Annotated in this window: 13 protein-coding genes; 10 read left to right on the top strand and 3 right to left on the bottom strand. The window is 51.1% G+C overall.

Going from position 1 to position 13,396, the window contains the following annotated elements; genetic code table 11:
* Nucleotides 1-4 precede the first annotated feature (4 nt).
* From G535_RS0112180 to G535_RS0112165, 4 genes are read left to right on the top strand one after another with little or no spacing between them, the layout of a single operon-like run.
* Nucleotides 5-1,231 (top strand): SAM-dependent methyltransferase, encoded by a 1,227-nt coding sequence (locus tag G535_RS0112180; RefSeq protein ID WP_051207221.1) that lies wholly within the window; start codon nt 5-7, stop codon nt 1,229-1,231.
* Between the two features lie 8 nt (nt 1,232-1,239).
* Nucleotides 1,240-1,767 carry a DUF2878 domain-containing protein gene (locus G535_RS13655; RefSeq protein WP_051207219.1) on the top strand — a complete coding sequence of 176 codons (528 nt, stop codon included), beginning with the start codon at nt 1,240-1,242 and terminating at the stop codon, nt 1,765-1,767.
* Nucleotides 1,760-2,269: a chalcone isomerase family protein gene (locus tag G535_RS0112170; protein WP_026862305.1), complete on the top strand. Its 510-nt coding sequence runs from the start codon at nt 1,760-1,762 to the stop codon at nt 2,267-2,269. The genes G535_RS13655 and G535_RS0112170 overlap by 8 nt, the downstream gene beginning before the upstream one ends.
* Nucleotides 2,266-2,793, top strand: a complete 528-nt coding sequence (locus tag G535_RS0112165) for a DUF3833 domain-containing protein (protein ID WP_026862304.1) — start codon at nt 2,266-2,268, stop codon at nt 2,791-2,793. The genes G535_RS0112170 and G535_RS0112165 overlap by 4 nt, the downstream gene beginning before the upstream one ends.
* Nucleotides 2,794-2,870: 77 nt before the next feature.
* Here G535_RS0112165 and G535_RS0112160 read toward each other — a convergent pair whose 3' ends face one another.
* Complete coding sequence (locus tag G535_RS0112160; protein ID WP_026862303.1) at nt 2,871-3,227, bottom strand: hypothetical protein; 357 nt, start codon at nt 3,225-3,227, stop codon at nt 2,871-2,873.
* Nucleotides 3,228-3,326: 99 nt separating this feature from the next.
* Here G535_RS0112160 and G535_RS0112155 point away from each other — a divergent pair, with 99 nt between their 5' ends.
* From G535_RS0112155 to G535_RS0112140, 4 genes are read left to right on the top strand one after another with little or no spacing between them, the layout of a single operon-like run.
* Complete coding sequence (locus G535_RS0112155) at nt 3,327-4,088, top strand: Nif3-like dinuclear metal center hexameric protein (RefSeq protein WP_026862302.1); 762 nt, start codon at nt 3,327-3,329, stop codon at nt 4,086-4,088.
* Entirely contained in the window at nt 4,085-4,864 is a 780-nt protein-coding gene (locus G535_RS0112150; RefSeq protein WP_026862301.1) for a methyltransferase domain-containing protein, read from the top strand. Before G535_RS0112155 ends, G535_RS0112150 begins: the two co-directional genes overlap by 4 nt.
* On the top strand, nt 4,854-5,771 hold the full coding sequence (locus tag G535_RS0112145) for a diacylglycerol/lipid kinase family protein (protein ID WP_026862300.1): 918 nt from the start codon (nt 4,854-4,856) through the stop codon (nt 5,769-5,771). Before G535_RS0112150 ends, G535_RS0112145 begins: the two co-directional genes overlap by 11 nt.
* Entirely contained in the window at nt 5,768-6,640 is an 873-nt protein-coding gene (locus G535_RS0112140) for an NAD(P)-dependent oxidoreductase (RefSeq protein WP_026862299.1), read from the top strand. Before G535_RS0112145 ends, G535_RS0112140 begins: the two co-directional genes overlap by 4 nt.
* A 68-nt stretch (nt 6,641-6,708) precedes the next feature.
* Here G535_RS0112140 and G535_RS0112135 read toward each other — a convergent pair whose 3' ends face one another.
* A complete protein-coding gene (locus G535_RS0112135) occupies nt 6,709-8,064 on the bottom strand; it encodes a DUF1329 domain-containing protein (protein ID WP_026862298.1) in 1,356 nt (451 codons plus the stop codon).
* A 216-nt stretch (nt 8,065-8,280) separates the two neighbouring features.
* Here G535_RS0112135 and G535_RS13650 point away from each other — a divergent pair, with 216 nt between their 5' ends.
* Complete coding sequence (locus tag G535_RS13650; RefSeq protein ID WP_051207217.1) at nt 8,281-9,435, top strand: YCF48-related protein; 1,155 nt, start codon at nt 8,281-8,283, stop codon at nt 9,433-9,435.
* A gap of 1 nt (nt 9,436) precedes the next feature.
* Nucleotides 9,437-11,776, top strand: a complete 2,340-nt coding sequence (locus tag G535_RS0112125; RefSeq protein ID WP_051207214.1) for an efflux RND transporter permease subunit — start codon at nt 9,437-9,439, stop codon at nt 11,774-11,776.
* A gap of 15 nt (nt 11,777-11,791) precedes the next feature.
* On the opposite strand, the gene G535_RS0112120 is transcribed toward G535_RS0112125, so the two are convergent.
* Nucleotides 11,792-13,396 (bottom strand): GMC family oxidoreductase, encoded by a 1,605-nt coding sequence (locus G535_RS0112120; protein ID WP_026862296.1) that lies wholly within the window; start codon nt 13,394-13,396, stop codon nt 11,792-11,794.

Here is a 13,396-nt window from a genome sequence, read left to right as displayed (position 1 = left end):
CAAGATGAATACAGAATCAGCAGTGATGACGATGCAACAGGCAAGCACGACCGAGCGATGGGCGCGAAAGGCCGTATTACGCTTGCTTGCCGAGCTTAAACAAGGTTTCGTGGTATTAAAAGAACAAGGCCAATTGATCGGAACTTTCGGTAACGAGCATAGTGATTTACGCGCGGAGATTAACGTGTTGAAACCGTCGTTTTATCGTCGGTTATTGCTCGGGGGCAGTATTGCTGCCGGTGAAACCTTCGTTGATGAAGCGTGGGAAACCCCTGATTTAACGCAGGTGATTCGTCTGTTTGCCCGTAACCTGCCGGCCTTAGATGCGTTTGAAGCGCGTTTTAGTTGGATCTTGTTGCCGTGGCAGAAGTTTCAGCACTGGCGCCGTCGCAATCATAAACAACAAGCGAAAGAAAACATTTCTGCCCATTACGATTTGGGTAACGACCTCTATCAAGCGTTTTTAGACCCAGCCATGCAGTACTCGAGCGCGGTCTATCCTGAGCCTGGCGCGGATTTAGCGACCGCACAGCAACACAAGTTAAAGCGCTTGTGCGACAGTCTAGAGCTTAGCCCCGACGATCATTTGCTCGAAATCGGCACCGGCTGGGGCGGGCTTGCTTGTTATGCCGCCAAGCATTACGGCTGTAAAGTCACCACCACCACCATTTCGGACGAGCAATATCGCTATGCTAAAGCCAAAGTTTTGAGCGAAGGGCTTGCGGAGCAAGTGACGGTGCTCAAACAAGACTATCGTGATTTGGAAGGTCAGTACGATAAATTAGTGTCCGTGGAAATGATTGAAGCGGTAGGGCGACAGTTTATGCCGACCTACTTCAAAACCTGCAGTCGGCTGTTAAAGCCCGGAGGCAAGTTTGCGCTACAAGCCATTACCATTGCCGACCAACGCATGAAGAGCTATGCCCGTTCGGTCGACTTTATTCAGCAACATATTTTTCCAGGTGGCTTTTTGCCCTCGCTGACTATGATGACCGAAATGTTTACTCGCCATACGTCGATGGTGGTGCGTAATGTCAGTGATATCGGTCTTGACTACGCGCAAACGCTCGCCGATTGGCGGACCAAGTTTAATGCTGCGCATGAAGGACTGAAATCACACGGCTATGATGCGCAGTTTGGGCGCTTGTGGAATTTCTATCTATGTTATTGCGAAGGCGGCTTCCGTGAGCGTAGCGTATCCGCAGTGCAGCTCGTGGCCACGAAATCTTAGGCGCTTGGATGCTACAGCGACTTATCACGAGCCCACAGATACGCCGACTCACCGGACTGTTTTGGTTTGATTTAGTGTGGTTTGTCGCTGTTGTCGGTCGCGAGCCTTGGCTCGCGCTCGGCTTCTCAGTCGCGTTAGTGCAAGTGCTGTTCAGCGTGCGTAGCCCACAGTTTCGTTGGCAGCACTACACAGTCTTACTGGGGTTAGGCCTGGCGCTGGAAGCTGTGGTGGTCGCCAGCGGCACCCTTGTGTTTGATGGTGCGGGGCTGTTGCCGTGGTGGTTGATTGCGCTTTGGTGTGGTTTCCCGGCAATGGCGATCACCACCTTGGATTGGCTCGCTGGGCGGTATTGGTTGGCTGCACTTATCGGCATAGCGTTTGGGCCCTTAACCTACGCCGCTGGTGTACGACTGGGTGCTGCCGAGTTGTTGACCGAGGAGTGGCGAATGTGGCTGCTATACGGTGTTTTATGGGCGCTCTATATGGTTTTTTTTGCAGGCTTAATGCAGCGTAAAAGGAGAGTGAAACATGCTTAAATCGCTCGTTGTAACAAGCGCTCTGGTGCTTTCAGGCGTAGCTCAGGCCTGTATCCCTGAGCCTATCGAACCTTTGCAGCAAGTCGGTCAAACAAGGCTCAGCGTGTGGTTTTGGGATGTTTATGATGCTGCTTTATATACTGATAGCGGTAATTATGAAACCTATGAACAACGGGCGCTGAAATTGAATTACCTACGCAAAATAAGTGCTGATGATTTGGTCGATACCACCGCCGACGAGTGGCAAAAGCTTGAGATTGAACTGACCGAGGAGCACCAGCAATGGTTGGTTCAATTACGCACCATGTGGCCAGATGTGAGCAATGGCGATTGTTTGATGCTGGTCGAAGATGATGCTGGCGCAAGTGTTTTTTATAACAATCAAGGCGAGCTAGGCCGCATTCCATCGGCGCAGTTTACGGAAGACTTTTTAGCCATTTGGTTAAGTCCGAAATCACGTTTTCGTGAGGAGCGTGACGAGCTTGTAGGAGATGCTTCATGAAATTTTTAAAAAGATTCGTTTGGGTGCCAGTGTTGTTGGTGCTAGCGAGTTGTTCCACCAATCTTGAGAGTTATAAAGCCCAACAGCCCCATCTCAAACTCGAAGAGTTCTTCAACGGTGAGCTCGAAGCCTACGGTATCGTACAAGACTACAGTGACGAAGTGGTGCAACGTTTTAGCGCCGACATCGTGGGTAGCTGGGAAGGCAACGAGGGTGTTTTGGATGAAACGTTCTATTATGCTGACGGTTCAACGCAAAAGCGGGTCTGGCAGTTAACCAAAACCGGGCCTGATCGTTACGAAGGGCGTGCTAGTGATGTTGAGGGCGTTGCCGAAGGTGAGGTGGCCGGTAATGTGCTGAATTGGACTTACGTGCTGACTATTGAGTTAGACGGCGAACCTTTCTCGGTGAAACTCGATGATTGGCTGTATCTCGTTGACGAGGACAATATGATCAATCGGACAACCATGTACAAGTACGGTCTCCCGGTAGGGGAAATAACCCTGTATATAGGCAAAAAGTAACCGCAGAAGTATTGCTCCAGCATAAAAAAAGCAGCTCGATGAGCTGCTTTTTGCGTTCAAGGTAGGTGCTAATGTGCTTAGCTGCCACGTGGCAGACGTGACGAGGTCGCGCCTTGCTCGAGTTTTTGGCGCCACAGTTCACGGGCGGTAAGACCACCACTCGAAGCTTTTTTGCTTGCAGCTTTTTTCTTCGCTGGCTGTTTCGCTTCAGCTTTTTTAGGTGCCGCTTTTTTCTCTGCTTTCGCAGCCGGAGCAGCAGGCGCTCCACCAGCAAGAGCTTCAGCTTCTTCCGCAAGTTGTGCTAAGCGGATATTTTTGCCACCATCAACACTATACCAACCGCTTTTTGCTTCGATGGTTGGCTTTTTACCGTGAGCCTTTTCGTAAGCTGCGGTAAAATCAGCGATGACTTGGTCTTTATCAAGTTTGCTCATGGATAAATCCTTTGCATTCTGGGTAAAAGTTCTACAGTTTTATACCGTTTTTTGCACACTATGTCTAATTTTTGGCGCAATTGTTAAAAAAGAGAGGGAATTGCAGTGGAAAGGAAGCAATTGGAAGGTTATTTGGCCGACGTTTTAGCACTTGAGCGTATTCAGGATTATTGCCCGAATGGCTTACAGGTGGAAGGTCGTGACAGCATTCGCCGTATCGTTACCGGCGTGACCGCCTGCCAAGCCTTGGTTGACCAAGCCATTGCGTTGCAAGCCGATGCCTTATTGGTTCACCATGGCTATTTTTGGAAAGGCGAAGCGCAAGCGATTAAAGGTATGAAAAAACGTCGTTTGCAGGCGCTGTTGGCACATGACCTGAATTTGTTTGCTTTTCATCTCCCTCTCGATGTCCACGCGACCCTTGGTAATAACGCACAGCTGGCGCAGCTAATGGGCTGGCCACAACCCCAAGCGCTCATGGATTGCGCGCCAGAAGGCGTGGTGATGTACAGTGATTTGACCACGCCGATGGGGGCGGACGAGCTTGGGCAACTATTAGAGCAACAATTGCAACGTCCGCTTGTCTGCAGCATTCCCACAGCCCAGCCGATCAAGCGAGTGGCATGGTGTACTGGCGGTGGCCAGAGTTTTATTGATGCCGCTGCGGCCGCAGGTTGTGATGCCTTTATTACCGGCGAGGTCTCAGAGCCTACGGTACACAGCGCCCGTGAGCAAAACATCGCATTTTTTGCCGCGGGACATCACGCCACCGAACGCTATGGTATCAAGGCGCTCGGCGAGCACCTCGCTGAGACCTTCAACCTTGAACATCACTTTATTGATATCGACAGTCCCGCATGAGCAAGAAAGCTAACGACCAGAGTTTTGAAGGGATCACGCAGAAATTTGCGAAGAATATTTACGCGACGCCCAAAGGTCAGTTGCGGCTGGCTGTGTTGGAGCGTGATTTGGCGCCGCTTTTTCAACGCGCGACACCGCTTCGTGTACTTGATGTCGGCGGTGGCATTGGTCAATTCTCTGAAGCCTTTGCTAAGCAAGGACACAACATTGTCCATACTGATATTTCCGCAGAAATGGTAACGACGGCCCAGCGGCGACATCAACAGCACGATCTTGCTGAACAGTACAGTTACCATGTGGCAAGCTTACAGCAATTGCCTGAGCTATTGCGCGGACAGACGTTTGATGTCGTGCTGTGCCATGCGGTGTTGGAATGGTTGGCGCAGCCGGAGCAGGCGATCGCGGTGTTGAAAAGCTTGCTGGCGGCAAAGGGTACTTTGTCACTGATGTTCTATAATCGCGACGCTAAAATTATGGCCAATATGGTGTTTGGTAATTTTGATTATGTCGAGGCTGAACTGGTGGTGAAAAAGCGCGTACGCATGAGCCCGCAGCAGCCGATCGCACCCGCCGCCATGGAGCAATGGCTCGCGGCCGCACAATTGGCTGTGCTGCAGCGGACAGGAGTACGCTGTTTCCATGACTACTTGCGTGATCGCGATGCCGCCAGCGAGCGCTTTGAGCAGTTGTTACGGCTGGAGATGAAGTACAACCAACAAGCACCTTTTGCAGCTTTGGGGCGCTATCAACATTGGCAAATTGTGCATGCAGATTAATGCAGTTCTTATTTATGTAAAGTCGTGCTCGCGCCGTGCCTTACGCTATGCGCACGCCTATCAAGCCTATTGGCAGCAACAATTGCCAAGCGCTGCGATAACACTGCTTGCAAGCTCGCCATGTCGCTACACCGATATCGGTCAGTTACGGGCATGGGTCGCGCAACAGGGGATACCTGCAGCAGCAGAATGCCTCGTCATTGGTGGTGATGGTAGTGTCAATATTGCCGCCCAAGCCTTGGCACATAGTGGCATACCGATGAGTGTTGTACCCTCGGGAACCGGTAATGATTTTACCTCAGCATTAGGCTTAAAGCGTTGGCGTTGGCGCATGTCGGCTGACACCAAAGTTACCGCGCGGGCCATTGGGCAAGTGCAAGGGCACTACTTTGTGAATCATGCCGGCGCCGGCCTGAGCGTTGCCTTGCAACAGTTGCAGTCACAGTTCAGTAAAACCTGGTTACGTCGCTACAGTTACACGCTCGCGTTGCTGCGTTATTTGTGGCGGCGACCAAGTAAGCGTTGCGCAGTTACTGACGCGCAGCAACGCGTGTGGGAGTTTCAGGTCGCCGCGGTAAATACCACCATAGGCGGTGGCATTACCGTGTATCCAACGGCGTTGAGCGCACAGCAACTGGGCATTATTGAAGTACCTAAAGTAGCGCGTTGGCGACAAGTCAACGCGCTGTGGTGGATTTTGCGTAAGCGCCCGCAACAAAGTGCCTTACTGCATTGTTATGAAACCACCCATTATCAACTTGGCGACAGCCACAATACCATTGAAATCGACGGCGATCCGTTAGCAGTAGAAGGTCCGCTCACCGTAACGTTAGTTCCTAACGCCTTGCTGGTGCGCTTGCCCGAGGGTGCTGTCCTTAATCAACAGAACTTGGGAGAAAAGCAATGACAAAGTGTGCATTTATTGGACTTGGCGTAATGGGCTACCCGATGGCGGGCCACTTGCAACGACAAGGCTATGCAACCACGGTCTACAACCGTACAGCTGCAAAGGCCGTGCAGTGGGTCGACCAATATGGTGGTAACGCTGCAAAAACGCCACGTGAGGCTGTTGCCGGTGCTGATGTGGTGATGGTCTGCGTGGGTAATGATGATGATGTTCGTAGCGTATTCTACGGTGACGACGGGTTGCTCGCGAGTTTGGCTGAGAATACCGTTGTGATTGACCATACCACGGCTTCCGCCGAGTTAGCGCGTGAGTTATCTGAGCAAGTGCACCAGCGCGTTGCGTTGTTCCTCGATGCGCCTGTTTCTGGCGGGCAGCAGGGCGCGGAAAACGGCGTATTAACCGCTATGATTGGTGGTGACGAAAAAGCCTTTAATGACGTACAGCCGGTACTTGCGAGTTACTGTAAGACGCAGGAGTTTATGGGGCCTGCGGGGCATGGTCAATTGGCAAAAATGGTCAATCAAATTTGTATCGCTGGTGTCGTACAAGGGTTGGCGGAAGGTTTACAGCTCGCGCGCAAAGTTGGTCTTGATGCCGACACCCTAATTCGCGCGATCAGCCAAGGTGCAGCGGGTTCTTGGCAGATGCAAAATCGTTACCAAAGCATGTGGGATAATCATTATGACCACGGCTTTGCCGTGGACTGGATGCGCAAAGATCTCAAAATTGCCTTACAAGAAGGTGAGCGCAATGGTTTAAGCATGCCGTTAACGGCATTGGTCGATCAGTTCTATGCGGAAGTTCAGCAGATGGGCGGTGCGCGTTGGGACACCTCAAGCTTGTTAGCGCGTTTAGAGCGCAATACCTAAGCGCCTACGGAAAGCTAGCTATAAAAAACCCCGCAAGCGCGGGGTTTTTTGATGCATGACGTAAATGCTTAACGAATACCTTTACGACGTAGAGCAGAGGTACTGAAGTCGCTGCGCTCTGGCTCGATATCGAAGTTCATGTATTCTGACTCTTCGTTCGCAAGGCCTAACATGATGTAACGACCTGAGTTCAAGTCATACAATGCTTCTGCTGCCATCCACGGCGTGTCGTGGTAGTAGAACTGTGAATTGTAGGCTTCAGCTACACGCCATAACTCACCACGGCTATCGTAATGATCGATGACTGTCGCTGTCCAAGTATCTTCGTCGAAGTACATGTGACGCGTTTGATAGATATGACGCTCACCGTCTTTCAAGGTTGCTTTCACTTCCCAAACGCGGTGTTTCTCATAACGAACCAAGTCTTGATCCATGTGGCCTGGGTTAATGATGTCTTCATAGGTCAAGCTTGGGTCCATCAACTTAAAGTTGTTGTATGGAATATACATTTCACGCTTGCCGACCAACTCCCAGTTGTACTTGTTTGGCGCGCCGTTGAACATATCAAGACCGTCAGAGGTACGCAGGCCATCAGAAGCAGTACCTGGGCCGTCATAAGCAACGTTTGGTGCACGACGCACACGGCGCTGACCAGCGTTGTACAACCACGCACGGCGACCTTCTTTTACTTGGTTAATGGTATCGTGAACCAAAAGTACGGTACCGGTTTGACGTGCTGGTGCGAGAACTTCTTGCATGAAGTAGAACAAGATGTTGTCGTCCGCTTCTTCACGACCGCTCTTCAAGTATTCAGGGAAGACCAAAGATTCGCGCAAAAGTACTGGTACGAAGTTACCATCTTCAAGTACCGGGAACTGGTTCACCAAACGCTCAACCGCACCACCACGGTAACGGGTAATGTGGTTCCAAATGACTTCTAAGCCGTTTGCTGGAATAGGGAACGGCACGTGACGGTCAAAGTTTTCAAGACCGTTACCACCGGCAGCAAGCTCGGTATTGACTGCGTTTTTCTTGGCGACGTCGTAGACTTCTTGCGGGTATGCCGCAGTACGGTGCGTCGGGTAGATGTTCATCTTATAGTCAGGATACTTATTGAACATCGCAATTTGGCCCGGCGATAACATGGCTTTGTGCTCATCGAGGTTATCGTGGGTAATGGTAAAGAGAATTTGCTCATCAGCAAAAGGGTCTGCAGGACGCGCAGGAATTTCACCTTCAGCGTCGACACTGTAGCCACCGGTCCAGGCCGGAATTGAACCGTCGGCATTACCTGCCATTTCTGCACCGATAGGGGTGAGGTCGTTGCCTAAGCGCGCCGCCTCTTCCGGGGTTACTTTTGCCATTACGCTGGCTGACACCACTGATAGTGCGAAAACCCCAGCTTTCAGCATCAATTTATTCATGGTTGCTTGTCCTTGTTTGTTCTTAATATTTAGCTCACGCTACAACAAAAAATAATAAACCGAAATACCCAGCTAATACTAGCGTTTACTTGCGTCTCACGGTAAGGTATGAGCTGGTTTGACCTGTCTAAATTGATCCATAGCATGTACGGCTTACGATAATTTTGCAACAGTAAACATAACAATTCTAAGACATACAATACGCACGAGGGTTCCATGGTAAGAGCTACGGTCTGTGCAAGTGCTGCGTTGCTGCTGAGCTTAAGCGCAACGGCACAAGACGCGCAGGTAAAGGACTATGACGTTATCTATGCACCGGCGATGACGGCGCCAAAGGCGACGCAAGCGGTGTTGACCGATATCGCAGCCACCGAAGAGCGCTGGGTCGCAGTAGGTGATTACGGTGTGATAGTCACACGCGAAAAGGCCAGCCAAGAATGGCAACAAGCAGAGGTTCCGACCAGTGTTTTTTTAACCAGCGTAGATTTCGCAACGACGAACATCGGCTGGGCAGTGGGACACCATGGTGTCGTACTTAACACCACTGATGGCGGTTTAACCTGGACCCGCCAACTGGATGGCTTTGGCTATATTGACTTACAAGTCGCCTATTACGAAGAAAAGGTTGCGACACTTGAAGCGCAACTTGACGCACTGACCGAAGATGACGATGCTGCGACCGAAGACGATCTTACCTTTGCTTTAGATGACGCCTTGTTCCAACTTGATAACGCGAACTTTGCGAAAGAAGAGGGCCCGACCAAACCTTTCCTAGATGTTGTTGCCCTGAGTGCCGATGAAGTGTTTGTCAGTGGTGCCTATGGCGCGTTGCTGTATAGCAATGATGGTGGTGCCAGTTGGACCATTCGCGATCAAGCGATTGAGAACCCTGACGGTTATCACTTAAACGCCTTTGAAGCGGCGGGGGATACGCTTTATTTAACCGGTGAGGCGGGTCAGTTGTTCCGCAGCCTTGACCGCGGTGCAAGCTGGGAAACACTCGATTCTCCTTATTATGGCTCGTTGTTCGACGTACATGTCGATGCCGAGCAGCGTTTATGGCTGGTTGGATTACGTGGCAATATTTTTGTCAGTGATGACCAAGGCGCATCCTTTAGTGCAATCTCCCTCGGTGATGCGGTAAATATTAACAGCGTCATTAACGCCCCGACGGGTGGCGTTTATCTTGCCGGCAATGCGGGTGTGGTTGCCTTTATTGATGCCGCAGGACAATTACACAAAGACAGTCACCCAAGTGGTGCGGCCGTGTCAGCCATCGCCGTTACCGACGCAGGCGAGTTAATTTTGGTGGGGCAGCGCGGCGTATTGAGTCTAGCGCAGCCACAGTCAGGGCAGAAGGGTGAGCAATAAGATGTCGCAACAGATTCCTCAAACGATGGATAAAGGCGTTTTTCTGGAGCGCTTGATCTTTAAATTCCGCCCATTTTGGGTGTTGTTATTCGTAATCGTCACTGGTTTCTTAGCTTGGCAGGCTAGCCAAGTACGCCCAGAAGCCAGCTTGGCGAAAATGATCCCAACCAATCACGAGTTCATTCAAAACTATTTTGACTACCGCGATGATCTTGCCAGTTTAGGTAACGTGGTGCGGATTGCCGTTGAGAATACCGAAGGCTCTATTTTTACCGCTGAGTTTCAAAAGACCTTACAAGAAATTACCGATGAGGTGCATGCGATTCCTGGCGTTGACCGTGCGCGTTTGAAGAGTATTTGGACGCCTAACGTCCGTTGGAGTGAAGTGACTGAAGAAGGCTTCGTTGGCGGTCCGGTGATCCCTGACAGCTGGGATGCCTCACAAGCCTCGTTAGACCAGTTACGTGCCAACGTTTTACGTTCTGGTGAAGTGGGCAACTTGGTGGCCAACAACTTCCAATCAGCACTGATTTATGTGCCTTTGATTGAGACCAACCCGGAAACCGGCGCGGCGCTCGATTACAAGAGCTTCTCAGAAGAGCTCGAAACACGCATTCGGGATAAGTATCAATCCGACACGGTGAAAGTCCACATTACTGGCTTTGCCAAAGTCATCGGTGACTTGATTGATGGCGCAATGCAGGTCGGTACCTTCTTCTTACTTGCGATTATCATTACCTTGGTGATGTTGTTTGCGTACAGCCGTTGCTGGCGCAGTTCGTTTGCCGTGCTGTTGTGCTCGATTATCGCGGTGGTGTGGCAGTTAGGTATCATCAACTTGATTGGTAGCGGCATTAACCCTTACTCGATGCTGGTACCTTTCTTAGTCTTTGCCATTGGCGTCAGCCACGGTGTGCAAATCATTAATGCGATGAGCGCGAATCGGGTCGAAGGGCACGACAAAGTCATGTCAGCCCGTTTAGCGTTCCGAGCTTTGTATGTTGCAGGTCTAACTGCGCTGATTTCCGATGCCATCGGTTTTACCACCTTGATGGTTATTGATATTGCCGTGATTCAAGATTTAGCGATTGCTGCCAGTATTGGTGTTGCTGTTGTGGTTTTAACCAACCTCGGTTTGCTGCCAATTTTAATGTCTTATACGGGCATTTCTGAGCGCGGCCGTAAGTACAGTGAGAAGGTTCGCAATCAAGACCATCCAGTACTGACCATGTTTGAGCGCTTCTCAGAGCCGAAGTGGGCATATAGTGCATTGGTCGTTGCTTTGGTTGGTCTGTCGTGGGGCTTGTGGCAAGGTCAGAACATGAAGATTGGTGACCTCGATGCAGGCGCACCAGAGTTACGCCCTGACAGCCGTTACAACCTTGATAACAAATTTATCGTTGATAACTACAGCTCAAGCACCGATATTTTTGTGGTGATGGCAGCGACGGAACCCTCGCAGTGTATTGCTTATGACAACCTCGAGGTGATGGATCGCTTTAGCTGGCATATGCAAAACACTCCGGGTGTTCAAGACGTCAAATCTGTGGTCTACGTCGCGAAGATGGGCGGCTACGGTTTGAATGAAGGTAACCTCAAATGGTTTAGCTTAAACCGTAACCAATACGTATTGAATGCCAATACCAACCGTACACCGCCGGGGCTTATTAACCCTGACTGTTCGATGGCGCCGATCATTATTTACTTGAATGATCACAAAGCTGAAACCTTGAAAACAGTGGTGAATGCGGTCGATAGCTTTAACGCTGAGTTCCAACAAGAAGGGCTTGATTTGCTGATGGCTGCGGGGAACTCAGGTATTGAGGCGGCGACCAACTCGGTGATTGAGAAAGCCCAATACAAAATGTTGCTGTGGGTTTATGGCGTGGTGATTGTGTTGGTGTTTATCACCTTCCGTAGTCTCCGCACTGTTGCCTGTATTGTGCTGCCGCTAGCGCTCACCACGATTATGAGTCAGGGCTTGATGGCCATGCTAGGTATTGGTGTGAAAGTGGCCACCTTACCTGTAATTGCATTGGGTGTTGGTATCGGGGTGGATTACGGTATCTATATCTACGCCAAGATCAAAGAAGGTCTGGACCGTGGTATGCACTTAAACGAGTGCTACAAGTACGCGCTGGATAACACAGGTAAAGCGGTTGGCTTCACCGGCCTTACGTTGGCCATCGGTGTGGCAACCTGGATCTTCTCGCCGATTAAGTTCCAAGCGGATATGGGGATTTTGCTGACCTTTATGTTCCTTTGGAACATGTTAGGTGCCTTGATCTTAATTCCAGCCTTAGCGCGTATGTTTGCGCGCTTTGGTAAGCGTATCCACTAAGCGTTTATGCAGTGATTAGGTGTCGGCAAGAATAAAGTCGGCACCTACATCTGCAATCACCATGGTCGGCGCGTTGGTATTGCCGCTTACGACCGACGGCATAATGGATGCATCAACCACCCGCAAGCCGCTCACTCCTCGCACACGCAAGCGCGCATCAACCACAGCATCATTGTCATTTCCCATCCGACAAGTTGAGGTAGGGTGGTAAATCAACCCGCACTGCTGACGTAATTGCTGCAGTAACGCTTCATCATCGAGGTGTATACCTGGCAACACTTCACCGCCATTGTGTCGCGCTAACGCTGGCTGCTGCATGATGTGACGGATTTGACGTACACCTGACAACAACGCCTGTTGGTCGCTGGTATGGCTCAAAAAGTCATAAGTGAAGCCCGGTTTATCGCGTACATCGGCGCTATGGAGATACAGGCGGCCACGCGCTTCTGGGCGCAACAGGCACACATGACAGGCAAACCCATGTGAGAACGCCGGACGTAAATCGTAACCGCTATCATTAAAACGGGTGGGTACAAAATGCAGCTGCAGATCGGGTGTCTCGATATCAGGTGCACTGCGTAAAAAGCCACCTGCTTCTGCCACCGGGTGTGCAAAGGCACCGCTCCGCTGGCGCCAATAACGCCAACCTTCCAGACCGAGCTGGAGCCAACGACTGGGATGCAAGCTCAGCCCATCTTTTTGCCGATTATGGTGGTGGACCATCACATCAACATGTTCTTGTAAATTAGCGCCCACGGCATCGCGTTCGACGATGGTGGTGATGCCATGTCGGTTGAGCTCGTGGCGAGGACCAATCCCCGACAACATTAGTAACTGCGGGGAGTGGAACGCGCCGGCACTTAAAATAACCTCGCGACTAGCTGCGATAAATTCTTGCTGCTGACCGCGCTGCACCATCACGCCGACCGCGTGCTGTTGTTCGATGCGAACTTTAGCGACGGCGGCATGAGTGATGACATGCAGGTTTGGGCGCGCGAGCGCAGGCTCAAGAAACGCACGGCGGGTGCCAAAGCGTTCACCGTTGTGAATGGTAAACTGGAAGGCGCCGACACCATAAAGGTCAGCACCATTAAAATCGTCGTTATGCGGGTAACCCGCCTCAATTGCGGCGTTAATAAACTGGCGTGTCACCTCATAGTAGGGCGATACATCAGACACTTTTAAGGGACCTTCGGCACCATGAAAGGCGTCACTACCGCGGCTATTGCTTTCAAGTTTACGGAAGCGCGGAAGTATATTCGACCAGCTCCAGTCGGCATGACTTAAACTGGCCCAGTGCTCATAATCACTGGCGGCGCCGCGGGTGTAAATCATCGCATTGATGGCGCTACTGCCACCAAGGCCGCGCCCACGGGGCGTGTAGAGACCTTTGCCGTGATTGAATTGTTGATCTTCACTGCGCAAACGCCAATTGTGGCGCGGGTGGTGCATGAGACCGGCGACACCACCAGGCATCGTAATTAACGGTGAGCGGCCGTTGCCACCAGCCTCAAGTAATGCCACCTGAAAACGACCGCAACGCGACAGCCGCTCAGCCAAGACGCATCCAGCACTGCCGCCGCCAACGATGATGTAATCATATAAGGTTGGCAGCGACAT

The sequence above is a fragment of the Pseudidiomarina sediminum DSM 21906 genome, assembly GCF_000423165.1.
Classification (GTDB): domain Bacteria; phylum Pseudomonadota; class Gammaproteobacteria; order Enterobacterales; family Alteromonadaceae; genus Pseudidiomarina; species Pseudidiomarina sediminum.
Note: the sequence above shows the minus strand (reverse complement) of the source record. Positions and strands in the feature narration are given on the sequence as shown.

Excerpts from the sequence above, each read along its gene's own strand:
- G535_RS0112165 (WP_026862304.1), top strand. The coding sequence starts at position 2,266 with ATGAAATTTTTAAAAAGATTCGTTTGGGTGCCAGTGTTGTTGGTGCTA.
- G535_RS0112180 (WP_051207221.1), top strand. The coding sequence starts at position 5 with ATGAATACAGAATCAGCAGTGATGACGATGCAACAGGCAAGCACGACC.
- G535_RS0112150 (WP_026862301.1), top strand. The coding sequence starts at position 4,085 with ATGAGCAAGAAAGCTAACGACCAGAGTTTTGAAGGGATCACGCAGAAA.
- G535_RS0112140 (WP_026862299.1), top strand. The coding sequence starts at position 5,768 with ATGACAAAGTGTGCATTTATTGGACTTGGCGTAATGGGCTACCCGATG.
- G535_RS0112120 (WP_026862296.1), bottom strand. The coding sequence starts at position 13,396 with ATGTCGCTGCCAACCTTATATGATTACATCATCGTTGGCGGCGGCAGT.
- G535_RS13655 (WP_051207219.1), top strand. The coding sequence starts at position 1,240 with ATGCTACAGCGACTTATCACGAGCCCACAGATACGCCGACTCACCGGA.
- G535_RS0112160 (WP_026862303.1), bottom strand. The coding sequence starts at position 3,227 with ATGAGCAAACTTGATAAAGACCAAGTCATCGCTGATTTTACCGCAGCT.
- G535_RS0112125 (WP_051207214.1), top strand. The coding sequence starts at position 9,437 with ATGTCGCAACAGATTCCTCAAACGATGGATAAAGGCGTTTTTCTGGAG.
- G535_RS0112170 (WP_026862305.1), top strand. The coding sequence starts at position 1,760 with ATGCTTAAATCGCTCGTTGTAACAAGCGCTCTGGTGCTTTCAGGCGTA.
- G535_RS13650 (WP_051207217.1), top strand. The coding sequence starts at position 8,281 with ATGGTAAGAGCTACGGTCTGTGCAAGTGCTGCGTTGCTGCTGAGCTTA.
- G535_RS0112135 (WP_026862298.1), bottom strand. The coding sequence starts at position 8,064 with ATGAATAAATTGATGCTGAAAGCTGGGGTTTTCGCACTATCAGTGGTG.
- G535_RS0112145 (WP_026862300.1), top strand. The coding sequence starts at position 4,854 with ATGCAGATTAATGCAGTTCTTATTTATGTAAAGTCGTGCTCGCGCCGT.